Origin of the sequence: Paraburkholderia sp. BCC1885 (assembly GCF_900996235.1) — a bacterium.
Taxonomy (GTDB): domain Bacteria; phylum Pseudomonadota; class Gammaproteobacteria; order Burkholderiales; family Burkholderiaceae; genus Paraburkholderia.
The window spans coordinates 1-22963 of record NZ_CAAJGM010000233.1; the positions used below are offsets into that span (position 1 = coordinate 1).

General features: G+C 60.9%; 20 protein-coding genes and 1 pseudogene. 6 read left to right on the forward strand and 15 right to left on the reverse strand.

Annotated features, from left to right (window positions below):
• Positions 1 to 447: 447 nt before the first annotated feature.
• The 9 genes from FQ755_RS29545 to FQ755_RS29585 form a co-directional block, all read right to left on the reverse strand.
• Positions 448 to 1233: an FRG domain-containing protein gene (locus FQ755_RS29545; RefSeq protein ID WP_144159352.1), complete on the reverse strand. Its 786-nt coding sequence runs from the start codon at positions 1231 to 1233 to the stop codon at positions 448 to 450.
• A 41-nt stretch (positions 1234 to 1274) separates the two neighbouring features.
• On the reverse strand, positions 1275 to 2645 hold the full coding sequence (locus tag FQ755_RS29550; protein ID WP_144159355.1) for an MFS transporter: 1371 nt from the start codon (positions 2643 to 2645) through the stop codon (positions 1275 to 1277).
• Between the two features lie 74 nt (positions 2646 to 2719).
• On the reverse strand, positions 2720 to 2980 hold the full coding sequence (locus tag FQ755_RS29555; protein WP_144159358.1) for a hypothetical protein: 261 nt from the start codon (positions 2978 to 2980) through the stop codon (positions 2720 to 2722).
• 27 nt (positions 2981 to 3007) lie between these two features.
• Positions 3008 to 4453 (reverse strand): cytochrome-c peroxidase, encoded by a 1446-nt coding sequence (locus FQ755_RS29560; RefSeq protein ID WP_144159361.1) that lies wholly within the window; start codon positions 4451 to 4453, stop codon positions 3008 to 3010.
• A gap of 143 nt (positions 4454 to 4596) precedes the next feature.
• Positions 4597 to 6396 carry a phospholipase C gene (locus FQ755_RS29565; protein ID WP_144159364.1) on the reverse strand — a complete coding sequence of 600 codons (1800 nt, stop codon included), beginning with the start codon at positions 6394 to 6396 and terminating at the stop codon, positions 4597 to 4599.
• Between the two features lie 363 nt (positions 6397 to 6759).
• Positions 6760 to 7941 (reverse strand): acetylornithine deacetylase, encoded by a 1182-nt coding sequence (argE, locus tag FQ755_RS29570; protein WP_144159367.1) that lies wholly within the window; start codon positions 7939 to 7941, stop codon positions 6760 to 6762.
• Positions 7934 to 8608 (reverse strand): DUF1028 domain-containing protein, encoded by a 675-nt coding sequence (locus FQ755_RS29575; RefSeq protein ID WP_144159370.1) that lies wholly within the window; start codon positions 8606 to 8608, stop codon positions 7934 to 7936. The genes argE and FQ755_RS29575 overlap by 8 nt, the downstream gene beginning before the upstream one ends.
• A gap of 9 nt (positions 8609 to 8617) precedes the next feature.
• A complete protein-coding gene (locus FQ755_RS29580) occupies positions 8618 to 9055 on the reverse strand; it encodes a RidA family protein (RefSeq protein WP_144159373.1) in 438 nt (145 codons plus the stop codon).
• Positions 9052 to 10356 (reverse strand): flavin-containing monooxygenase, encoded by a 1305-nt coding sequence (locus FQ755_RS29585; RefSeq protein ID WP_144159376.1) that lies wholly within the window; start codon positions 10354 to 10356, stop codon positions 9052 to 9054. Before FQ755_RS29585 ends, FQ755_RS29580 begins: the two co-directional genes overlap by 4 nt.
• A gap of 208 nt (positions 10357 to 10564) precedes the next feature.
• Here FQ755_RS29585 and FQ755_RS29590 point away from each other — a divergent pair, with 208 nt between their 5' ends.
• The 6 genes from FQ755_RS29590 (at position 10565) to FQ755_RS29615 (ending at position 17155) form a co-directional block, all read left to right on the forward strand.
• Entirely contained in the window at positions 10565 to 11491 is a 927-nt protein-coding gene (locus FQ755_RS29590; RefSeq protein WP_144159379.1) for a LysR family transcriptional regulator, read from the forward strand.
• Positions 11492 to 11614: 123 nt separating this feature from the next.
• Positions 11615 to 12766 (forward strand): aromatic ring-hydroxylating oxygenase subunit alpha, encoded by a 1152-nt coding sequence (locus FQ755_RS29595; RefSeq protein WP_144159382.1) that lies wholly within the window; start codon positions 11615 to 11617, stop codon positions 12764 to 12766.
• Positions 12767 to 12801: 35 nt separating this feature from the next.
• Complete coding sequence (locus tag FQ755_RS29600; protein WP_144159403.1) at positions 12802 to 13983, forward strand: ABC transporter ATP-binding protein; 1182 nt, start codon at positions 12802 to 12804, stop codon at positions 13981 to 13983.
• A 49-nt stretch (positions 13984 to 14032) separates the two neighbouring features.
• The gene (locus FQ755_RS29605; protein ID WP_144159406.1) at positions 14033 to 15046 is read left to right on the forward strand and encodes an ABC transporter substrate-binding protein; all 1014 of its coding nucleotides are present in this window, start codon (positions 14033 to 14035) and stop codon (positions 15044 to 15046) included.
• Positions 15047 to 15063: 17 nt separating this feature from the next.
• A complete protein-coding gene (locus FQ755_RS29610) occupies positions 15064 to 16320 on the forward strand; it encodes an ABC transporter permease (RefSeq protein ID WP_144159385.1) in 1257 nt (418 codons plus the stop codon).
• A gap of 13 nt (positions 16321 to 16333) precedes the next feature.
• Positions 16334 to 17155, forward strand: a complete 822-nt coding sequence (locus tag FQ755_RS29615) for an ABC transporter permease (protein WP_144159388.1) — start codon at positions 16334 to 16336, stop codon at positions 17153 to 17155.
• Positions 17156 to 17199: 44 nt separating this feature from the next.
• Here FQ755_RS29615 and FQ755_RS29620 read toward each other — a convergent pair whose 3' ends face one another.
• From FQ755_RS29620 to FQ755_RS29645, 6 genes and pseudogenes are all read right to left on the reverse strand, one after another.
• Positions 17200 to 18090: a LysR family transcriptional regulator gene (locus tag FQ755_RS29620; protein ID WP_144159391.1), complete on the reverse strand. Its 891-nt coding sequence runs from the start codon at positions 18088 to 18090 to the stop codon at positions 17200 to 17202.
• Between the two features lie 29 nt (positions 18091 to 18119).
• Positions 18120 to 18875, reverse strand: coding sequence for an aldolase (locus tag FQ755_RS29625; protein WP_144159394.1), 756 nt, complete (start codon positions 18873 to 18875; stop codon positions 18120 to 18122).
• Between the two features lie 34 nt (positions 18876 to 18909).
• Positions 18910 to 19680, reverse strand: a pseudogene (locus tag FQ755_RS29630) (SDR family oxidoreductase).
• 145 nt (positions 19681 to 19825) lie between these two features.
• The gene (locus FQ755_RS29635; protein WP_260858912.1) at positions 19826 to 20425 is read right to left on the reverse strand and encodes an NUDIX hydrolase; all 600 of its coding nucleotides are present in this window, start codon (positions 20423 to 20425) and stop codon (positions 19826 to 19828) included.
• A 275-nt stretch (positions 20426 to 20700) separates the two neighbouring features.
• Positions 20701 to 21684: an NAD(P)-dependent oxidoreductase gene (locus FQ755_RS29640; RefSeq protein WP_409937781.1), complete on the reverse strand. Its 984-nt coding sequence runs from the start codon at positions 21682 to 21684 to the stop codon at positions 20701 to 20703.
• Between the two features lie 70 nt (positions 21685 to 21754).
• Positions 21755 to 22504, reverse strand: a complete 750-nt coding sequence (locus tag FQ755_RS29645; protein ID WP_313957487.1) for an SDR family NAD(P)-dependent oxidoreductase — start codon at positions 22502 to 22504, stop codon at positions 21755 to 21757.
• Between the last annotated feature and the right edge of the window lie 459 nt (positions 22505 to 22963).

The window sequence follows — 22963 nt, forward strand, 5'->3', positions numbered from 1 at the left end:
AAAAACCTTCCTTTCATTACTGTGTGAGACTTGATACTTTCGCTTGTGCAGCAGGCCCCGAAGAGCCCGCCGCCGCGTCGCGCATCAAGCGCCCACACTTATCGGCTGTTAATTTTTAAAGATCGCTCGCCCCAGAAGCTCTGCTTTCTGCGCGTCCGTCATCAAACGGGAGGCGAATTATGCGATGCCATTCTTAACCCGTCAAGCGGGTTCGAGAAAAAAGTTTTAGGCTGACATCAAGCCTTCAAAGAGGCGAGCGCTAAACGTTGTCAAGAGGAAGTCACGCCCAAGAGGTTTTAGCAAACACTAAAGGCGGCATACCACAGCCATCAGGCAGGTGCCTTTCACGCAGCCAATTCCATAGTATTCCTGATTAAATCAACGCTACTTTCTGGCTAACGCACTATATAGGTGTGAAAGCCTTAACCACCCCCATCATCCGCTCAATTAACCGAGCAGCGCAGCCGGCCAGACCATCTCGATCTCCACCGCAATGGAGCGCGCCAATCCGTCGAGGCCAGGGAACAGCGACGCGTTGGTAATGTTCATCCGGTACAGCCACTTCATCGCATCGCCGCGTACAGACGGTGGCAGCACGATCTTGCGCAACAGTTCGTCGTCGCTCGCGTAGCCGTCCAGGATGTCGGGCAGCGCACGGTCGATCACACCGGGAACCACGAACGTACCCGATTGTGCAATCAACCGATCGTCCATTTCCTCCGGCTCGCCAAACCAGACGACCGGATTGCTGTTGTCGAGAAAATATTTCTCGAGGTTGCCGTCCACGCGCGGATCGATCAGCGTCCGGGTCAATTCGGGCGCGCCTTTCGGCAAGGCGCGGTTGTTCCATAGCACCGGCGTGTTGAGTGCGAAGATCGCCACGTCGGAAATCGAGCGCTCCAGCGCGAAGAAGGCCGCCACAAACGGCGATTTGGTGAAATCGAGTAAACGTGTGGGCGCGCCATGATGCTGCATGAGGCTTAAGCAACGCAGGTCGTCGTCAAGGAGACTCGGATGCTGCACAAAGTTATGCGCCTTACGCCGGAAAATGCGAATCGCGCGTTCTTCGCGCGCCCGCCACTGCGAGCGGTCGGCCACATACGCCAGCATGTAACGCGACAAAGAACTGAGCAGCGGCCACTGTGCGTCCTGCTGCCCTCGAAAAGCCCAGCCGTCGAGCGTCGCTGAAAGCTCCATAAACTGTTTCCAGCTCGAAACGACCGTGGTTTGCATGGGCGACTCTCCGGGACGTATGCAGGAAACTCAATGATCGCTCAACGCTTCGACGTTTGCACCGTCAGATTGAGCGGCTCTCCGGTTTCGTTCGCCACGCAGTCCTGCACTGCGCCCCGCACCTTGGACGAATCCGCGCTGAGCTCCGACGAATACCGCTGCAAAGGCCGCTCGGGATGCAGGAAGATCCACAGCACGGCGCCACAGGCCGCAGCGGCGCCGATCAAAAACAGCCCGCTTTCCCAGCTGCCGGTGACTTTCACGGTGAAAGCCACCGCCATCGGACCGGCGACGTTCGAAGCGGCACCCCATAGATTGGTCCAACCGGACATGACACCGGTGTAGGCCTTGCCGAGATCCTGCGCCGCCGACCACACCACGACCTGCACGAATCCCACCGCCGCAAACGAGAGGCACAGCAGTCCGATCACGGCGGGCATGTGCGCCGCTCTGGACGCGCCGATCAACGCCAGCGCGCTGACCACGAACCCCGTCATCGCGACGGGTGTGCGCGCCCAGAACACCGAACCGGTCCGCCTAAGAATCCGGTCGGAAACGGCGCCGGCGACAAACACGGCCAGAAACACCGCCACCCATGGCAACGACGCATAGATGCCCATCGCCTTGAGCGACAAACCGCGAGCGCGCATCAGATACGTGGGCAACCACGTCGTGTAGAAACTCTGAATCAGCACCAGCAGGAAATACTGCACGCCAAACAACCAAAATCGCGGTTGACGAAAACATTGCAGAAACTCGCCCTTCACCGCGGCACTTTCCGGCAGCTGTCCGGTGTTGATCAATACCGTCTCATCCTGCGTGATCAAAGGGTGCTCGGCGGGAGCGTCGCGATAGCCCGTCCACCAGACAAGGCCGAGCACCAGGCCCACGGCGCCAAATCCATAGAAGACAGCGTGCCAGCCGAAATTGGCGATCGTCCACGCCGTCAGTGGCGCGGAAACAATCGGCCCTAAATAAAGGCCTGCCAGCAGAATCGAATTGCCTTTGGCGCGTTCGTTGTGCGGAAACCAGCGTTTCAGGGCGACCATCCCGCTGGACCAATCCGCCGATTGCGCGCCACCGAGCACCGCGCGGCACCCGAATAGCCAGGCGAAGGTCGCGCCAAACGGCGTGACGATCATCATGAGCGACCACAGCACACTGGTGGTGAACAGCACCTTGCGCGAACCTCGACGCTCGGCAAGCCGTCCCGCTGGAATCTGCCCCAGTGCATAGGTCCAGAAGTAGACGGTGAGGATCATGGACATCTCCACGATCGACAGGCCGAATTCTTTCTGGATCGTGGGTGCGGCGACCGTCATCGCGGCGCGGTCGAGCGTCATCACAAACGTGATAGGTGCAACAAGAAACGCCACGATCTTCCAACGCAGGTTCGCTGTGTGAAACGACATTTCCTTGCTCCCTGAGACTGCTCTTGATCGAGTGGCGGCATTGAATAGCGGCCTTTCCCCGCTGTTCGACTACTTTACGAAAGCGCCTCTTCATGCAGCGCCAACGCCCAACGTCCAACGTGGACGGTATGGCCAATCCGATAGAGTAGATCAATGACCGTCGCCTTGCAGGCGCGCTGCGCCACGCGACGGTCGCAAGCGGTGACAGCGTCCCACGCCAAAATGCGGGAAGCGAATTTTAGTGCTTTCTCACGCGCGTCGCTGGAAGTGTCGGATACGCCGCCATTGCCGCGGCCCGAAACAGCACGAAAAAAGCCCCTGTCGCTCGAAAGCATACAGGGGCCTTTAGCTGAGACAGCGAATCAGTTGGGGTGATACCCGTCGTTCAGCGTGCCGATAAACGCGATGATGTCCTTGATGTCCTGGTCTGTCATCGCCGGCTTGTCGGTCGGTTTGACGTCGAACGGAGCATCCGCGTAGTCGATGTTAGCCTGGTATTCCTTGGGCACATCGTCAAAAACCATCACCTTACCCGACGCATCGCGCGGGTAGATCTTCTCGGGGTTCGTATTGCGCAGGTTGTAGAAATCCATCACCTGCTTCATGTCGTGATACACGCCGTTATGGAAATAGATGTGGCGTTGGGCGCTATTACGCAGCGTCGGCGTCAGGAACATCGAGCAATACTGGGTTTGCGCCGCGAGGTCCTTGCGGATCGGGCCGCACAAGCCGATGTCGAAAGCCTTCGGATCATGATTCTGCGCCAGCGCGTTGTTGCGCGGCACGCCGAGCGCTTCATATTGCGTATCCGTGAAGAGCGGCGGCAGGTTGTCCGCGGTCGGCGCGCTCAGGTGGCAACCGGCGCAGTTGGCCTTCTTCGGATCGTTGAAAAGATGCAGGCCGCGCAGTTCCGTCTGCGTCAGACGCGCCTTGCCTTGCAGCCAGTAGTCGTACTTGCTGGTGAAAGCGTGGAACGAGGTTTCCTCCACTTCGTAGCGGCCCACGGCGAACATGGCTTCCGACGTGAGGAACTCCGGATTCTTGAGCACGCCCGGGCCAAAAAGCTGCGCAAATTTTTTGGCGTAAGGGGAGCGTGCAATTTTGGCGGCCACATCTTCGATGTTTGCATTGGCCATTTCGTTCGGATCGGTCATCGGTCCGATAGCCTGCTTTTGCAGCGAGTCGGCACGACCATCCCAGAACAGGCCGCCTTGCGGCACCATCGCCGGAGCAGCAGGCGCCTGGCCGGCCACCTTGTCGGCACGCTGCGTCCCCTTCGCGGCCGAAGCAAGCGCGGAGAGATCGGGGGGAGCCTCGGCGTCAGCCGCATCAGGCCCAATGCTGAAAACAGCCTGGCGATAGAGGTAGGCAAGCGACGGCGGCGGACGGTAACCCGGCCGGTCCAGATGCGGACCGCCCAGCTGCACGGCCAGATCATTTGGGGGTCCATACGAATGCTGCGGGCTGTGGCATGAGGCGCACGACTGCTTGCCCGAAGCCGACAGCGAAGTGTCGTAGAAAATCTCTTTGCCCAGCGTGGCGACCGCACTCAAAGGAGCGGACGGCGGCAACACCAGTTGCACGGGATGCGGATTCGCGCCGGTGATACCTTCAACAAACTCTCCTACCGCGTCGGGCATTCGCTCGGGATATGCCAGTGCGTAGCCGGCCAGACCGGCCACGGCAAGCAGCACGACAGCGCATCCGATCAACAGGCGTCGCGGACCGCGCGGCGTGTTTTCGCCAGATGGCTGGATGGCAGCGGCTGATGTGGCTGAAGGCGCAGTGGAGTGTGGACTCGTGGACATGTAAAGGTGGCGAGAAACGCAGAAGGTATCAAAAACGCATTAAGCCTGGCCGAAGCCAGGCCCTTGCAATGACTATCGTCCCGGCAGCGTCAGCCACCGGGACGTGAGCCGGCACTAAACAGCGTGCCGGTTGATGTCGTCGATCAGAGCGCCGGTTGCGTCGTGAGCGGCGGAATCGTGGTCAGCTTCGTACCCTGGTTCGTATCGAGGTACAGAGCCGGCGTCGGAGTCGTCGGCGTGAAGTTGAACAGGCTCATGATGCTGCCTGCATTCGCGTCGTTCGAACCTTGACCAATACGTGCGCTGCCGAGCCAGTTGTCTTCGATGAAGCGGACCACCGAAGCCTGCGTGATCTGCGTATGGTCGACATAGTTCGGCTTCGCATACGGCGAGATCACAAGGAACGGAATGCGCGTACCCGGGCCGCAACGGCCATTGACCGCGCCACCGTTGATACCCACGCCTTGCACTGCGTCCGCGGCGTTACACTGGCCAACGCCGTTGATCTGGTCGGCGCCGGTCACGCTGCGATCGTTGTCCGAGCTGTTACCGGCGCTTTCGCCCGTGGTGCTGTCGAACGACGAAGTCGTCGGCGTTGCGAACTGGTGGTCGTACCAACCGTCCGAATCGTCATACGTCACGATGATCGCCGTGTTCTTCCAGTCCGGCTGTTGCTCCAGGAAGTTCACCACGCTGGTTACGAAGGCCTGTTCGTCGAGCGGATCCGAGTTACCCGGGTGCGCGTCCGAAACCGAAGGTGCCTTCAGGAAGCTGACCGCCGGATAGTTGCCAGCAGCCACGGCCGTGAAGAAGTCGTTCACGTCGTACTGGTGGTGAACCGGCGTCGCCGTGTTGTCCAGCGGATCGGTGTGGCCGATTGCAGCCACCGAAGACGGACGGGTGTGCGCCAGGTTCGCCGTGCTGGTGTAGTACTGGAACCATGCATGGTGCTGAACATAGTCGGCCGAGTTCGCGTTCAACACGCTCGAGAAGGTCGAACGAGCGCAGCCCGTCGTGCCGTTCGGATTGACCGTGCTCAGGTTGAAGCCGCCCATGAAGCCGCCCCAGCTGATGTTGGCCGAGTTGAGCAGGTCGCCGATGTTCTTCGAGGTCATCGCGCCCGTCGTTGCCGACTTGGCAGCGATCGTGCAGACGTCACCCGTCGGATCCAGGTCGCCGATCAGCGTCCAGCCGCCTTGCAAGTCAAAGACCACGTTGGACGACGGGTTTGCCGTCGCGCTGCCCGGCACGACTGCGCCGTTGCTCGTGACCACCGTGCCATTGTGCTGACCCGACACGACGGCGATCGCGCCCGGCGTCGACGGACCGTACGTGTCCGTGTACGCGTTGTCGCTCATCGCGAAGTTCTGCGCATAGTTCCACAGAGCTGTCACGGTGTTGCCGTCGAAGTAGCCCATCACGAGGCCTTGCTTACCGAATGCGCCCGAGGTGGTTACCGTGTTGTTACCCGTGTTCAACGGGTACAGGTCCATCTTGCCGCCGTCCGCAGCGAGCTGTTCCGCCGTGTAGCCGTGGTTCTGGCCTTCCGTGTTAGCCTGGGTACGGTCGAGGCGGAACGGGTTGATGTTGGTGCCGCTCGGGTTCGTCGTAGCCGCAACCGTCGGATTCGCCGTCAGCAGCGCAGGCGTCAGGCCGTTCACAGTCGGCGTGCCGGCTGCTGCGTTAAACACCGGCTCGCCTTCCGGATTTGCCGCGTTCGGGTAGGTACCGAAGTAGTGGTCGAACGATTCGTTCTCACCGAAGATCACCACAACGTGCTTGATCGGCGTCGAGGTCTGCAGCGCGTCTTCTGCCGACACGGCAGCAGCCGGCGGCGTGGTCGAGCTGGAGTTGTTATTGTTGCCGCTGCTGCCGCAAGCGGCCAGCGTGGCAAACAACGTCACCGCCAACGAGATCGGCAACAGGGTCTTTCTTTGTAACATGTGGGGCGCTCCGGATAATATTCTGCGGCGAATCCGTCGATAAACGGACAAGAAGCCAGTTTGTTAAAGGAGTACAGCGTGTGTTATCAGCTCTGTTACGCCGCTGCATTGGAGCATTCGAATGTGAAAGTTTTATAAATGCATTGAAGATGTTCCGCGAAACCCCTTGATGGACTTGGCGTTTGTTAATCGGAAGTAATATGAAGGCACTTCGTAATGTGACTGGCGGAATTACGCTGGGCTGCGGCGCGCGAATGCGCGCCGCGATAGGTCGATACCGCGAAACCGGGTATCGAATTCGACTAATGCAATTTTGAAAAAGACAGTATTTCGTCAGTTCTTCGAATCGAAAACTGTCGGCTTTTAAGGGGCGTGCGGGAGGAAGGCAGGTTCTGCGAGATATTCGGCAAGTCGCAGCATCATCGCGTCGCAACCCTTAAGCTGTTCTTGTGTCACGAATTCGTCGGGTTTGTGACCCTGATCCATGCTGCCCGGGCCGCAAACCACCGTGGGAATTCCCGCGTGCTCGAACAAGCCACCCTCGGTTCCGAAAGCGACGGTGCCGAAGTCGGTCGAACCGCTCAGCAGTGCCAACAAGCGCGCCGCTTCGCTATCGGGCGGCGTGGCCAGTCCCGGATAGGCGCTCAAGGGTTGCAGGCGGATATCGGTTTCGCTCTGCACCGCGCGCATTTTCGGCAGCAGTTCAGCCTCGGCGTAGGTCTGCAGTTTGTCTACGACCTCCTCGGCGTTGAAGTCGGGTAGCGCACGCACCTCGAAATCGAATTCGCACTCCGCCGGCACGATATTCAGCGCGCGGCCGCCCTTGATCACCCCGGTCTGCACTGTCGAAAACGGCGGGTCGAATCGAACATCATGATGTCCAGGTTGAGCGAGATCCGCGCCAATCTCTTCCAGCCGGCCGATCAGCCGCGCGGCGTATTGAATCGCGTTGACGCCGTAGGGGGCATAGGCGGAGTGACATGCCGCGCCCTTCACGTGGCAGCGCATTGCCAGCTTGCCTTTGTGGCCCAGCACCGGTTTCAATTCTGTCGGCTCGCCGATCACGCACAAACGCGGCCTGTGCGGGCGTTTCGCCAACTCATCGAGCATTGGCCGGACCCCCAGGCAGCCGACTTCCTCATCATAGGAAAAGGCGAGATGCACCGGCAGTTTCAGCGGCCGTTCGAGAAAGCGCGGCACGGCCGCCAGCACGGACGCAATATAGCCCTTCATGTCGGCGGTGCCGCGACCGTATAGCCGCCCGTTCGCTTCGGTGAGACGAAATGGCTCGACCGTCCATGCTTGCCCGTCGACGGGCACCACGTCGGTGTGACCGGACAGCACAATGCCACCGCGATCCTGTGGACCGATGGTGGCAAACAGATTGGCCTTCGTGCGTTCGGGGTTATAGAAGAGTTCGCTTTGCACGCCGAGTCCTTTCAGATAATCGCGGATGAACGCGATCATCTCGAGGTTGGAATCGCGGCTGACCGTGGCAAAACCGATCAGCCTGCCGAGCAGTTGCTGGCTCGTCAGCTCATTCATCGCCTGGGACTCCATAGCTAGGTGCTGCAGTGGGATTCAAAGCACGCGTCAAATAGTCCTGCATTTGCGGACGATACGCTTGCCATAACGCATCCAGTTGCCCGATCGGGTCCGCTTCGGCCCAATCGACGCGCAGATCGACAATCGGCCAGATCACGTCGCCCATCACCTTGAGCGCAGCCGAATGCACCGGGCCGGCCTCACCACCGGCGTCGATCGCGGCGCGCATCGACGCCAGCAGACGCTCGGCCAGCATGCCGGACGTTTTCTCGAACGCCTGCACCATGGCCGCGATCACCTCCTTGCCGGCCAGCATGTTGCCGGCGGCCACGCATTGCTCGCCCGCCACCGCATTGTAAAGACCTAGCGCTTCTGCGCCCGTAAAAAGCGCGCTACGGCCCTGGCCATCCAGCACCGTCACCTGCCGGTACTGGCTCCATCCATCGGCTTCCAGCGCCTCTTCGAGAGCCGCAGCAGGTGTGTGCCGCGCTTCAAGCGAGTCGAGGATACGCGGCCCGAGCGCCGGCAGCGTGACATTCTGCGTCGCCACCGCGCCGACGCCCGCGCGCAGCCAGGGACAGCGGGCGCCCACCGCAATGCTGGATGAACTGATGGCGATGCCGAGCTGCCCCGTCTGCGCGCAGCGTCCGACGATCGAGAATGTCATGTCCGCTCCTTAATCCTGACCCGGCGTCCAGCCGTCGGGAATCACCGCGATCACGTCGATCTCCACCAGCCACTGCGGCTGCCCCAGCGCGCTCACCACCAGGCCGGTGGAAATCGGGAAGACCCCTTTCAGCCACTTACCCACTTCCTGATACACCGGCTCGCGATAACGCGGATCGATCAGATACGTCGTGGTCTTGACGATATGCGAGAGGTGGCTGCCCGCTTCGTCGAGCAACTGCTTGATGTTTTTCATCGCCTGTTCGGCCTGGGCGCGAGGATCGCCGAGTCCGATCAGGTTACCATCGAAATCCGTCCCGACCTGGCCGCGCACATAGACGGTATTGCCAGCCCGCACGGCCTGGCAGAGATCGTTGTTCAGCGACTGGTTGGGATACGTATCCCTGGTGTTGAACATGCGGATACGGGTATGCGTAGGTTGATTCATCGTGCACCTTCAGCGTATTGGAAAAAATCCTCGGTTTGACGTTGCGACGCGTCGCGATACGCGAGATAGCCGCGCTGCGTGGCGATATGGTCGGCAATGTGCATGGCATCGTGCCAGACGCCCCAGATAAAGCTGGAACCGCGCCGCGATAACCACGGCAGGCCAAGAAAATAGATGCCCGGTTCGCTCGATACGCCCCGCTGATGTTGTGGCTTGCCGTTCGCAGCGAATGCGTCGACCTTCAGCCAGCTGTAGTCGACCGCGTAACCGGTTGCCCAGACAATCGAGGTGACGCCAGCTTTGGCAAGATCGAGTTCAAGGATCGGATGGGTCACGCAGTGCGGATCGGCAAGCGTCTTGCGCGCCTCGGGTTCCGGCGGAAGATCCAGGCCATTTCTTGCGATATACGCGTCGGCGGCGTCGAGCACCGCCAGATAGTTTTCGTCGCCGCGCGCGAGATTGGCTGCCAGGTCCGGCTGAAAGGCCGCCACGCCGCGGTCGAACGACTTCGTCAGACCGACGAGCGTAATGCCCTGATTCGCCAGCGCCCGGAAGTCGACCGTATGACCGCCGCGCGCACCGCTCACGGCAATGGTGACGTGCTCCCGGCCCGGCGTCGCGACCTCCTTGTCCCACTCGCCCAGTACGCCGAGCCACCAGCAGTAATCGCGATTGCGATAAGAGCGTGGCGGCCGGTCGTGCGGTCCCACCGACAAATAAACACCCCGGCCCGAGCGCTGCAACTCGTCGGCGATTTGCACTCCTGACGATCCGGCGCCCACCACCAGAACCGCACCCTCCGGCAGTTGTCCGGGATTGCGGTAGTCAGCCGAATGAATTTGCGTGAACGGCCCGTCTTTCGGCGCGATCAGCGGGATTAGCGGGCGCTGAAACGCGCCGGTTGCGACCACCACACGCCTGGCTTCGACGACGCCTCCCGATGTCTCGACCGTAAAGCCAGGCCGGCCCGCGCTGCGCTCCACTTTCCATACTTCCACGCCCGTGCGGATGGGTGCGTTGAACTGCTTCGCGTAGGCTTCGAAATAGTCCGCGACGCGCTCTTTCGAGGGGAAAGCGTCGGGGTCGACGTCATCGAATTCAAGGCCCGGAAACCGGTCGTGCCAGGCGGGCCCATTGGCGACCAGCGAATCCCAGCGTCCCGTGCGCCAGCGTTCGGCGATACGACTGCGTTCGAGGACGAGGTGCGGCACCCCTTGCCTCGTCAGATGCTCGCTCATGGCGACGCCGGCCTGGCCGGCACCCACCACAAGCGTATCGATTGACGTTTTTTCAGCTGTCATGGCTGTTCCCTTCCGAAAGGCAGCTTGAGTGCGGGCATGGTCCGGCGCGGCGCTACAGGCATGCCGCGACGGATTCGATGAGTGCAATCTACGCCCGCCCTCCGCATCCGAAAAACATATTTCAAAAATGCAATTCATCGCTTTTACCTATGCAAACGGATTTCTGGCGACACACAATCGCGACAGACAAAACGTCGAGGAGCAGGCGATGGAAGTGGGCCAATTGCACTATTCGCTGCGGCAACTGAGGTACTTCGTGGTCACCGCGGAAGTGCTGTCGTTCACGGCGGCAGCCAGGAAACTGCATATCTCGCAGCCGTCCATCTCGACGGCGCTGGCGGATCTTGAGGCGTCGTTCGGGGTGCAGCTATTCATCCGCCATCATGCAAGCGGCCTGTCGCTGACGCAGGCGGGGCGCGACATGCTCGGCCAGGCGCGCAATCTCCTGAAGAATGCAGAGGAGTTGCAGTCCGCCGCGCGCGAGATGGACGGCGGGATGTCGGGTGCGATCGCGCTGGGCTGCCTCGTCTCGCTCGCGCCGCCGGTGATGCCGGCGCTCATCAGCCGCTTCATTGCGAGCCACGCGGGCGTGAATTTCCGCACCGAGGAAGCCCATCAGGACGACCTGTTGCGCGGCTTGCGCGACGGCACGCTCGATCTCGCGCTCACCTACAGCCTCGACCTTACCGACGAAATCGCCTTCACCCCGCTCGTCTCGCTGCCGCCCTACGTGATCCTGCCGAAGCTGCACCGGCTCGCCCGCGCGAGGTTCGTATCGCTCGCCGATCTGCTCGACGAACCCTATGTGATGCTCGATCTGCCGCACAGCCGCGAGTATTTCGCGGCGCTATTCGACGCGGTCGGCACGCGCCCCGTGCCGGCGTTCCGCTCGTCGCAGCCGGAAGTGGTGCGCGGCATGGTGGCCAACGGCCTCGGCTACAGCATCCTGAACTTCCCGCTGAAATCGCTCAAAACCGTGGATGGCGCGGACTTCGTCATCAAGCAGTTCAAGGAAGAGGTGACGGCGACGACGCTCGGCATCGCGCAATCGCGCGCGCTGAAACCGCGCGTCGTCGTGCAGCGCTTTGCGGCGTTCTGCGAGACGCATATCCGCGAACTGCATCGCAACGTCTAAAGGGAATCGCCACACGTCTGCATAGGTAAAAACTGGCTTTTACATCCGAAAACAATATTTTGGCTGGCAATTTGACTTGGTAGATTGGTGTCCATCGCAACGCAATGCTGAACCGGAGGCCATATGGCTGCCCTTGCAACCTCGCCGGATGCTGGACCGGAGATCGCCCGTGAATTGCAGGCGAACTGCGAGCGGCCGTTCGACGACGCGCACGCCATGCCGCCGCGGGTCTATACATCCGACGCCTTTCTCGCGCTCGAACAACGCGAGATCTTTCGCAAGCAATGGCTTTGCGTGGGACGCGCGAGCGCGCTCGGCAATCCTGGCGACTATCTGACCGCGGACATCGACGGCCAGCCCGTGGTCGTGCTGCGCGACGAACAGGGCGGCCTGCGTGGCCTGTCGAACGTGTGCCTGCATCGCATGTCCGTGTTGCTGGAAGGACGCGGCAACGTCAGACGTATCGTGTGTCCGTATCACGCATGGAATTACGCGCTCGATGGCGCGCTCGCCGGCGCACCGATGATGGAGCGGCAGACGGGCTTCTGCAAGGAAAGCTATCGCCTGCCGTCGATCCGCTGCGAAACCTGGCAAGGCTGGATCTACGTCACGCTCGATCCGGACGTGCCGCCCATCGCAACCCAGCTCGAAGAACTCACGCAACTAATCGAGCCGTATGGCATGTCCGATTACGTCGAGACCTTCTACGAAGAGCACGTGTGGGACACCAACTGGAAGATCCTCGCGGAAAACTTCATGGAGAGCTACCACCTGCCGATGCTGCATCGCGCGACGGTGGGTCCGCATTCAAGGCTCGAAGAAATGGAATGTCCGCCCGGACACGCAGCCTTCAATTATCACTGGATCACCAAGGAAGCGACGCTGCCCATCGGCAACGCGCATCCGGACAACACGCGTCTCGAAGGACACTGGCGCCGCACCACCGCGCTGCTTGCGATCTACCCGACCCATTTGGTGACGCTCACACCCGGCTACTTCTGGTATCTGGTGCTGCAGCCGCGCGGCGTGGGGCAGGTGCATATCCAGTTTGGCGGCGGACTCTCGCCCGAGTTTATCGACGATCCCAAAGCGGCCGATTACATGACCACGCTTAAGACCCTGCTCGACGAGGTCAATGCGGAGGACCGGCGTGGCGTGCAAGCGGTGTTTCGCGGCGTGCATGCGCCGCTTGCGAGGCCCGGCAACCTGAGCCACCTGGAACGGCCGAATTACGACTTCGCGCGCTATCTCGCGCAGCGAACCGCCACGTCATGACGCGCGCCAGCCGCGCACCGGATGATCACATGACCATGCCCAATCCATCGTTTATTTCATTCACAGGGGTCAGCAAGTCTTATGACGGCGAGCACAGCGTCGTCGAGAATCTCGATCTCGAGGTTGCGCGCGGCGAATTCGTCTCGCTGCTTGGGCCGTCCGGTTCGGGCAAGACCACGACATTGATGATGCTCGCGGGATTCGAGTCGCCGACGCGCGGTGAGATCCGCCTGAACGGCAAACGCCTCGACGACAAGCCGCCGCACCAGCGCGATATCGGCATGGTGTTCCAGAACTACGCGCTGTTTCCTCATATGACGATCGCGGAGAACGTCGCGTTTCCGCTGTCGGTGCGCAAGATCAGCCGTAGCGAACAGAAAGCTCGCGTGGCGCGCGCGCTGGAGATGGTCGAATTACCGCACCTTGCATCGCGCAGGCCGGCGCAGTTATCAGGCGGCCAGCAGCAGCGCGTCGCGCTGGCGCGGGCTCTTGTATTCGAGCCAAGTGTGGTGCTGATGGACGAGCCGCTCGGCGCGCTCGACAAACGTCTGCGAGAAAGTATGCAGTACGAAATCATGCGGCTGCATCGCGATCTATCGCTGACGGTTGTCTACGTGACGCACGATCAAAACGAAGCATTGACGATGTCGGATCGCGTCGCCGTGTTTTCCGATGGCCGCATCCAGCAGGCCGCGACGCCGACCGAACTCTACGAAAACGCCGCGAACGCGTTTGTCGCGAACTTTGTCGGTGAGAACAACGGTTTGACGGGGCGCGTCGTCGCCAATGAGGGCGAGTGGGCAACGCTGCAACTCGCCGACGGCACCACCATCCGCGGCCGTGCAGGCGCCGAATTGCGCAGCGGCGGCGAGGCGATGCTGGCGCTGCGCCCCGAACGCGCGCATCTCGCGACGGCGGATGCCGCGCACGGTGACAGCTCGAACCTCGTCCACGGACTCGTGCAGGAACTCGTCTATTGCGGCGACCATCATCGTGTACATCTGAAACTCGCGCACGGCGAGAGTGTCGTGGTGAAAGTGCCTAACACGCAGCATCACGATTTGCCCGCACTCGGCCATACCGTCGCCGTCATCTGGCGGCGCGACGACTGCAAGGTACTGCCCGCCGTTTCGCCGCGCATCGCCGCCACTACCGACGACCGCACCCGGTTTTCGCCTTCATCGTCCGCATCGCCACTCATTGCAGGAGTTAACTAAAATGCACGCTACTCGCTCACGTATCCGGCACGGCGCTTTTCTTGGCGCCATGACGCTCCTCTCCGTGCTGTCGTCGACGGTGCACGCTGCCGACACGCTGTCCGTCGTCACCTTCGGCGGCGCCTACGAGAGCGCCGCCAAACAGGCCTGGTTCCAGCCGTTCACCGCTAAAACCGGTATCGCCTTTTCGACGGAGTCATACGACGGCGGCCTTGCCAAGCTCTCCGCAATGGAGCAGGCAAAGAACCCCACGTGGGATCTGATCGACCTCGAAACCAATGACGCCATCACCGCGTGCGACGAAGGCCTGCTGCAGAAATTCGACCGCAAGCAACTCGGCAATACCAGCGACTTTCTGCCAGGCTCGATCAGCGATTGCGCCGTCTCGGCAATGGTGTGGTCGACCGTGTACGCCTACGACACCACCAAGCTGACAACGCCGCCCACCAGCATCAACGATTTCTTCGATCTGAAGAAATATCCGGGCAAACGCGGCATGCGCAAGTCGCCGAAGGTGGCTATGGAATGGGCGCTGATTGCCGACGGCGTCGCGCCGAAGGACGTCTACAAGGTGCTCGGCACGCCGGCCGGTGTCGACCGTGCGTTCAAGAAGCTCGACACGATCAAGTCGAGCATCGTCTGGTGGGATGCCGGTGCGCAGGCGCCGCAGTTGCTCGCAGACGGCGCAGTGGTGATGACGCAGGCCTATAACGGCCGCATCGACGACGCCTCGCACAAGGACGGCAAGCCGTTCAAGATCGTCTGGGATGCGCAGGTGTACGACTACGAATGGTGGGGCATTCCGATGGGCGCCAAACACGCGGCCGACGCGCAGAAATTCATCGTCTCGGCATCGACCCCGCAGGCCTATGCGGATCTGTCCAAGTACATCGCTTATGCGCCGCCACGAAAGGAGTCGATTCCGCTGATCGACAAAAACCGCCTCGGCGACCTGCCGACCGCGCCGGCCAATTTCAAGCGTCCGCTGCAGATCGACGCGACATTCTGGGCCGATAACGCGGATGCAATCAGCAAGCGCTTCCAGGTGTGGCTCACGCAATAATCGAACCAGGCGAGATCATGAACACGCCACTGCAACCCACGGTCGCGAGCGGCGCTGCTGCCCGTGGCAGCGATCGTCACGCGTGGCAGCGGGCGCGTCGCAAGGCCGCCATGCAGGCGCTATTGCTGGCGTTGCCGCTGCTCGTGTTCCTGCTCGCCACCTTCATCGCGCCCATTGCCAGCCTGCTTGCGCGCAGCATGCAGAACCCGGAGGTACGGGACAGCATGCCGCAATTGACGGCAGCGCTGCACGCGTGGGACGGCAGCGGCGTACCCGGCGAGCCCGCATTCGCGGCGCTCGGGCAAGGGCTGCGGCAATCGGCTGAAACGGGTGAGCTTGGCAACCTCGCACGCCGGATGAATTTCTATCAGCCGGAATTCCGCAGCCTGCTGATGAAGACAGCCCGCGAAACGCGCTCGCAGACACCCGACGCGTGGAAGCCTGCGCTAATCCAGATGGACCCGCGCTGGGCCGACAACGAAACATGGCGGCTACTGAAACGCGCCGCCTCTTCGCCGACGCCCGACTATCTGCTCAACGCAATCGATGCACAGGTTGCCCCGGACGGCGCCGTAACATCGGTTGCCGCGGACAGCGCCGTCTATCGCGCCGCCTTCGTGCGCACCATCCAGATCAGCGCGACGGTCACGCTATTGTGTCTGTTGCTCGGCTATCCGGTCGCGTATCTGCTAGCCACGCTGCCGCCGAAACAGGGCAACCGGCTCATGCTGTTCGTGATCGTGCCGTTCTGGACCTCGCTGCTGGTACGCACCACCGCGTGGTACGTCCTGCTGCAACCGGGCGGCGTGATCAACGCGGCCTTGATGCGCTTCGGTGTCGTCCATCATCCCGTGCCGCTGATTTTTAACCGCACCGGCGTGCTGATCGGCATGACGCACATTTTGCTGCCGTACATGATTCTCGCGATCTACTCGGTGATGAAGGGCGTATCGCCGGTGTACGTGCGGGCCGCGCAATCGTTGGGCGCGCATCCGGTGACGGCCTTTATTCGCGTCTACATTCCGCAGACCTTGCCGGGTGTCGGCGCTGGCTGCTTTCTGGTGTTCGTGCTCGCACTCGGCTACTACATCACGCCAGCGCTGCTCGGCGGCGCGGGCGACGAGATGATCAGCCAGTTGATCGCCTCGCAGACGAACGAGCAACTCAACTGGGGACTCGCGGGCGCGCTGTCGTGCTACCTCGTGATCTTCACCGCCCTGTTCTATTTCGTCTTCAACCGGCTTGTCGGCATCGACCGGCTGCGCTTCGGTTAGCGGAGAGACCGGCATGCCATCCCAACGTCATCAAACCTTGTCGGAGCGCGTCGCAAGTGCGGGACTGCGCGTGCATTGCGCGCTGATCTTCCTGTTTCTCGTCGCGCCGATTCTCGCCATCGTGCCGCTGTCGTTCAACTCGGGCTCGTTCTTTTCGTATCCGATGGACGGCTTTTCGCTGCGCTGGTACGAGCAGGCATTCGGCTCGCACGATTGGCAGCTCGCGTTTGTGAACAGCATCGGCATTGGCGCAGTCGCGACCTTGATCGCCACGTGCCTGGGCACGCTCGCCGCGCTCGGACTGAGCCGTTCGGTATTCCCGTTTCGCGCAGTCGTGATGCCGTTGCTGATTTCGCCGATGATCATTCCTATCGTCGTGGTCGCCGCGGGCTTCTATCTGATCTTCTCGCCGCTTGGACTCGTCAATTCGTATCTGGGCGTAGTGCTCGCGCATGCAGCACTTGGCACGCCATTCGTGGTGATCACGGTGACCGCTTCGCTGCTGTCGTTCGATCAAAGCCTGCTGCGCGCCTCCGCGGGTCTCGGCGCGCGGCCGTGGACCACGTTTCGCCGCGTCACGCTGCCCTTGATCGCACCAGCGGTCGCAACGGGCAGTGTGTTCGCGTTTGCCACCTCGTTCGATGAAGTGATCGTCATTCTGTTCATTGGCGGCCCGGAACAGCGCACCGTGCCGCGGCAGATGTGGAGCGGCATTCGTGACCAGATCGACCCGTCGATCCTTGCGGTGGCGACCGTCCTGATCGTGTTTGCGACGCTGCTGTTTACGGCGATGAACTGGCTACGAGGAAGGGCTGCGGCGGCGTCCGCGAACTAACCGGCTGTGTTGTTGTGCACAAGCCGCACAAAAGCATCGTTAGGCTAACTCGCATTTTCTGCACTCGCGCGAGCAATCTCGAGAAGCAACGAAGTCATCGCCGGAAGCGGCCGACCACGGCGGGTAATGGCGACGATGCGCCGCCGCATCACCGGTTGCTCGATGGGGATGCGCTTCAACTGATATTCGCGCAGCAGTTTTTCGGGAATCAGATTGGGTAGCACGCACTGCCCGTTGGTCAGCGAAACCAGCTTGAGCATGGCGTCCACGGTTTCGACCTCGGCTGCGACCGTGGCGTTGAAAGCCCGGCTGTGCAGCATGCGGCGTAGCGCATAACTCGCGGGAAATACCACGAGAGGCGGCGTCTCCTGGTTCAGCGACACGGCGGCAAGCGCCGCAAACCGCGAGCTCTCGTGGACGACGAGACACATTTCCTCCTCGAACAGCGGCGTGATGTCCAGCTCATCGGATGCGACCGCCGAATCGTAGACGAAACCAATCTCCGCGCGGCCAGCCTCCACCAGTTCGACCACCCCCGGCGAGCTTCGTCCGAGCAGCGCGACATTCGCGTTAGGCCGCTGGGACATGAATCGCGCCACCACTTCGGCCATGAAGTAATAGCTTAGCGTGTGGATGGTTGCGACATTGATGCTGCCTGCGGTGACGCCATGCTGGTCGCGCAGTTGCACCAACGTATTGTCGATCAACTGGTAAGCGGTGCTCGCGGCCTCCAGCAATTTTCGTCCGGCTTCGGTCGGCTCCACGCCACGGCCGTGCCGCACGAAGAGCGGCTGGCCGATGTAGCCCTCCAGGCTGGACAGTTGCCGGCTCAGACCCGATTGCGTGAGCGACAGCGTCTCCGCGGCGGCCGACAGCGATTTGCAGTTCGCGATCTCGACGAACAGGCGTAATTGATGATCCACATTGGTTTTCATTCAGTCCACGCTGAGATGTAGCCGGTCATTTACATACGGTCCGCCTGGCGACACCAATAGTCGAAGGTTCCCTTGACGATCGATGGCTTCAGCAGATAGTCGTGCGCTTCTGCGGCCAGATCGTCAGGCACCGGCGTGATCGGACCAAACACGCGTGCGCGTATTTGCATGCGGGCCGCCCGTTCGAGATACACCGCCAGATAAGTTGCCTCTTCGACGTAGGCGCCCGTGGTCAGTTGGCCATGATGCGCAAGCAGAATACAGCGCTTGTCGCCGAGCGCCTTTGAGATGACGACGCCCTCCTGATCGGCAATCGGCACGCCGGGCCATTCGGCCAGAAACGCGCAATCGTTGTGCAAGGGCGTCATGTCCATCTGCGCGATCACCAGCGGTTGACGGGCCGCGACCAGCGCCGACACATAAGGCGAATGCGTGTGAATGAGCGCGTTGGTCTGCGGCCGCGCTTCGTACACCCATAGATGAAAACGGGTCGCGGGATTCGCCATGCCGTTGCCGGTAATCGTGTTCAGGTCGGCGTCGACTTCGATGAAATCGTCGGGCGTGGCTTCGTCGAAACCAAGGCCGAAACGCAAGGTCCAGTAGCACTTCGGTTTGTCCGAGCGCGCCGTGATCTGACCTGCCAAGCCGGCTTCCTGCCCGGTCATCGCCAGAATCCGGCAGGCGTATGCCAACTTTTCCTGAATCGTCCGCTCCGCTGGTTTCAGGTTGTCCTTCATTTCCTGCGTCGCGCGTTCGTCGAAATATTGCTTTGCTCGCAATTGCATGACTGCCTCCGTTTGCAGAATTCCGTGCCGAAGCTCAAACGCCCTTGATCTCACCGCCGTCCATCCGCAGCGTGGAGCCGACCATCCAACGGCCCGCCGGCGACAACACGAAGGCCATCAATTCGGCGATGTCCTCAGGGTTACCGTAACGCGTGATGCCCACTTCCGCCGGAAACTTCTCGAGCGCTTCTTCCAGGGTCATGCCATGCGCCGGCGCGTACTTCTCCATATATGTGCGGCGCCGATTCGTCATCACCGGGCCGGGCAGCACGCTGTTGACCTGTACGCCATCCGTGACGCCTCGATCGGCGAAGGCCTTGGCCATGGCGACGATCGCCGCGTTGACGGTCGCCACCGCCGCGAACCCCGACTTTGGGGCCTAGGCCGAATTGCCCGAGGTGAAAATCACCGAGCCTTCCGAGCTTTTCAGCGCATCCCATGCGTGGATGGCGAGTCGTCGCGCGCCATGCAATTTCAGCGCGAAGCCATCGTCCCATTGCTCGTCCGTCATTTCCAGCACGTCGATCTGCGGAACCGCGCCGGCGATATTGACCACCGCATCGATGCGTCCAAACTTTTCCAGCGTCTTGTCGACCACCATCTTTGCCGCAGACGGCTCGCGCAGGTCCGCGCCCAAAGACAGCGGCTCGGCGCCGGCCGCGCGCACCGCCTCCGCGGTCTGCTCCAGCAAGTCCGTGCTGCGCGCCACCAATACCAGACCATCGAAGTCCCTGGCGAGGCGGATTGCCGTCGCCCGTCCGATTCCACGGCTGGCCCCAGTTACGATTGCGATACGCTTGCTCATGTCAAATTCCTCCAGATAGCTGAATAAGTCCCACGTCCGGATTGCGTCGAGCCAATCTGCTGGGTCGCTTTTGTGCCGGGCCTGGAATCAGTATCGGAGAACGCGCTATGAAGAGCTATGAAGCGTGGTTCATAGCTGCTATGACTTAATCAAACTCCATGGCGCCATTACGCCGAAGCTCGTGGAGTTTTTGAATCTGCTCAGGCAGGATGCGCCCTAACGACAACGGCGGCAAGGCATGCACGGGAAAGAATCCGACGGCGTCCGTTTCCACGCCGGAGATATCACCCGACGCCACAATGCTACCGAGAAACACCAGCTTCCAGGTGTGGAACACCGACGGCGGATGATCGTGCTTCAGCATGTCCCATGCGGCCAACAAACGACTAACCGTCACCGTGTAGCCGCTTTCCTCGCGGACTTCGCGTATCGCGTTCTCAGCCGGCGAGGCGCCGACATCGGCCCAGCCGCCGGGAAGCGACCACCGGCCATCGGCGGCTTCGCGTACTAACAGCACCTGATCGGCGTCGTTGAAAACGGCGCAACGAACGTCGAGTTTCGGATTTGCGTAGCCTTTTTCCGGGGTGAAGAGTTGCGCGATCTCTGCCGTGTCGATATCAGCGAGATCCGCGAGTTGGTCCTGCGCGAGGCCCAATAATTCCTGATAGCGCTCCCGGTCGAATTCTCCGGTCGTGTAATGCAACCCTGTTTGAGCAATTGCCAACAGGCGACGCGCTTGCGTCAAACGCCGTTTCGTCAATTCAGCAGATGTGCGCATAGGCCGTTCCGCGTCCAGAGGCGATTGATGAAGATGCCACACGCCACTGTAAACCAAACCGTGGCTTACGGCATTTTGCTCGGCGCCTGGCTTGCGCTTGGTGTGCGAGCGCTCGGCGCAGCACACGGGTCGTCGCGAACGACACATTGGGCTTTGAGTACCTGAGCTTTTCTGCGGCGCCCGAGTAACGCATGGAGCATGCGTCGGGCCAGAGGTCGCCGACGATCTCGACCCTGCTTAGACTACGTGAAGAGCTTCACAACACCCGTCATGTTGTCGCGACCAAAACCGCGCTCTATCGCCGCACGAAACACGCCTCCCGCAGCAGCGATGGTCGGAGCGGCCGACTCCGATCCAGCCGTCTGCACCGTATAGGCGAAATCCTTTTCAATCAGTTCGACAGGAAACTGCGGTGTGAAATCGCCCGCAAGCATGAGCCCGGAAACACGTCCCGCCACCGCGCTCCACGCAGGCGTCTTGGCGACCACTTCGAGCACGCGTGCGGCGTCGGCGCCTGAGCGCTTTAGCATCCCGATCAACTCCGCCAGCGCCGTGACCTGAATGCCGAGCAGCGTGTTGGTAGCCAACTTTGTCAATGCGCCCGTTCCAAGTGGGCCGACGTGATGAATGGACGAGCCCATCGTCTTTAGCACGGCTTCGGTACGCGCGAAGATTTCTGTGTCGCCTCCCACCAGATAAGTCAATTGAGCCGCCTCAGCCTGCGGCGTGCTGCCTACAACTGGCGCTTCGAGTAGCGATACGGCCCGGGCGGCCAAATGCGTGCCTAACTCGCGGATCCAGTCCGCAGTCAGCGTGGAACTTTCAACAGCGATCGCAGCAGCGGACATGCCTTCTACCGCCCCGGTATCCGGATCCAGCCAGACTTGCCGCGAGGCGTCGTTATCACGCACCATCGCGATCACAAAGTCTGCCCCGTTCGCGGCCTCTTTAGGCGTTTGCGCAGAGCGCGCGCCTGCATCGGTCAGGGCCTGCACCGCTCGCGGACTGCGATTCCATACCGTGACCTGATGACCGGCCTTGATGAGATTAACGGCCATGCGCGATCCCATCGCGCCCAAGCCGAGTATTGATACCTTTGCCATGATGTTGTTCCCTAATGACGATTGTTTGCTCGCGCCCTCGGCGTTAGGACCGGAGGACAGAAGCCGTGATTGCACATCAAGCCTTCTGTAAGCGCAGCGCAGGCGTGCCGGTCTGCGTAGCACCGGTTACAACTGCTGTTTTGAGGGCAGTGGACATTTTGCTTTTCCTAATTTCACTCGATTGGGGCAGTCTTTAGACTTGAGCGATTCCGCCGTCGACGAAGATCTCGCTCCCTGTCACGAAGCTGCTTTCATCGGACGCCAGGAACGCGACTACATTCGCCACCTCGGTATCGAGCCCCGTTCGTGCAAGGGGGGTGATGCTCGCGGCGAAGTCGAAGAAGCCGCTTAGCTGGTCTTTGCTGGCGCCGGTTTTCTCGTGACCGGGTGTCACGATGACCCCAGGGCTGACGGCGTTCACACGAATATTTCGGCCCTTGAGATCCGAGGCCCACGTCCGTGCAAATGAACGGACAGCCGCTTTTGTCGCGCTATACATGCTCCAGTTTTCGAAGCCTTTGCTGGCGACGATGGAAGCGGAGAGGATGATGGATCCGCCCGGACGCATCAGCGGCAACGCCTTCTGCACCGTCCAGATGACGCCCTTGACGTTAGTGTTCAGGAGGCCGTCGACGTGTTCTTCGGTCAGGCTGCCGAGCGGAGAAAATGCCGCGAAGCCGGCATTCGCAAATACGACGTCCAGATGGCCTACTTCAGTTCTAACCCGTTCATAGAGCCGGTCCAGGTCCGCGAGGCTTGTAACGTCTCCATGGACCGCTACCGCACGCTCGCCCAGGGAGGCTGCGGCGGCTTCGAGTTCTGCCTTCCTTCGACCGGTGAGATAGACGCGATCCGCGCCGTGGTCGATGAGCGTTTTGGCGGCCGCAAATCCGATACCCGAATTTGCGCCCGTAACGACGGCGGTCTTACCTTTGAGTTTCATTTGCATTCCTGATTTTTAACCGAGACTCCTATCACCATTTGATGGAAATCGGATGCAGGGTTAGTTAAGCGTCGCGGTAGTGAGGAACCGAACACCGCAGTTCTCCACTGATCAATCGAAGATTTAAATAATCTATTTGAGTGCTCAAGTATAGTTCGATGCAATAGGTGACTGTCAATAGTTTTGTGCTCAACTATCATTTCGTTACTGAGGGAAAATCTTGCCGCAATGATGCCAATGGATGATCCAGACAAGGTGGAAGCCGAAGAGATAGACTTTCTCGAGCAACCGGTATGCATGAACACTGCGATGAGGCGAGCGGCCTGCCGCTTAGGGAAGGTCTGCATAAATCATGCAGGAATTGAGTTGCCAAATATGCCGTCGACTGCGACGATTTGGGCATGAGACAAGCTAATCTGGGATTGGATTTGACGACCAAACGAACGCGCAAGCGGGAGT

Coding starts and splice junctions, on each gene's coding strand:
- FQ755_RS29605 (WP_144159406.1), top strand. CDS start 14,033: ATGACGCTCCTCTCCGTGCTGTCGTCGACGGTGCACGCTGCCGACACG.
- FQ755_RS29545 (WP_144159352.1), bottom strand. CDS start 1,233: ATGCAAACCACGGTCGTTTCGAGCTGGAAACAGTTTATGGAGCTTTCA.
- argE (WP_144159367.1), bottom strand. CDS start 7,941: ATGAATGAGCTGACGAGCCAGCAACTGCTCGGCAGGCTGATCGGTTTT.
- FQ755_RS29625 (WP_144159394.1), bottom strand. CDS start 18,875: ATGCAATTGCGAGCAAAGCAATATTTCGACGAACGCGCGACGCAGGAA.
- FQ755_RS29615 (WP_144159388.1), top strand. CDS start 16,334: ATGCCATCCCAACGTCATCAAACCTTGTCGGAGCGCGTCGCAAGTGCG.
- FQ755_RS29600 (WP_144159403.1), top strand. CDS start 12,802: ATGCCCAATCCATCGTTTATTTCATTCACAGGGGTCAGCAAGTCTTAT.
- FQ755_RS29575 (WP_144159370.1), bottom strand. CDS start 8,608: ATGACATTCTCGATCGTCGGACGCTGCGCGCAGACGGGGCAGCTCGGC.
- FQ755_RS29555 (WP_144159358.1), bottom strand. CDS start 2,980: ATGCTTTCGAGCGACAGGGGCTTTTTTCGTGCTGTTTCGGGCCGCGGC.
- FQ755_RS29565 (WP_144159364.1), bottom strand. CDS start 6,396: ATGTTACAAAGAAAGACCCTGTTGCCGATCTCGTTGGCGGTGACGTTG.
- FQ755_RS29590 (WP_144159379.1), top strand. CDS start 10,565: ATGGAAGTGGGCCAATTGCACTATTCGCTGCGGCAACTGAGGTACTTC.
- FQ755_RS29580 (WP_144159373.1), bottom strand. CDS start 9,055: ATGAATCAACCTACGCATACCCGTATCCGCATGTTCAACACCAGGGAT.
- FQ755_RS29560 (WP_144159361.1), bottom strand. CDS start 4,453: ATGTCCACGAGTCCACACTCCACTGCGCCTTCAGCCACATCAGCCGCT.
- FQ755_RS29610 (WP_144159385.1), top strand. CDS start 15,064: ATGAACACGCCACTGCAACCCACGGTCGCGAGCGGCGCTGCTGCCCGT.
- FQ755_RS29620 (WP_144159391.1), bottom strand. CDS start 18,090: ATGAAAACCAATGTGGATCATCAATTACGCCTGTTCGTCGAGATCGCG.
- FQ755_RS29550 (WP_144159355.1), bottom strand. CDS start 2,645: ATGTCGTTTCACACAGCGAACCTGCGTTGGAAGATCGTGGCGTTTCTT.
- FQ755_RS29645 (WP_313957487.1), bottom strand. CDS start 22,504: ATGAAACTCAAAGGTAAGACCGCCGTCGTTACGGGCGCAAATTCGGGT.
- FQ755_RS29595 (WP_144159382.1), top strand. CDS start 11,615: ATGGCTGCCCTTGCAACCTCGCCGGATGCTGGACCGGAGATCGCCCGT.
- FQ755_RS29585 (WP_144159376.1), bottom strand. CDS start 10,356: ATGACAGCTGAAAAAACGTCAATCGATACGCTTGTGGTGGGTGCCGGC.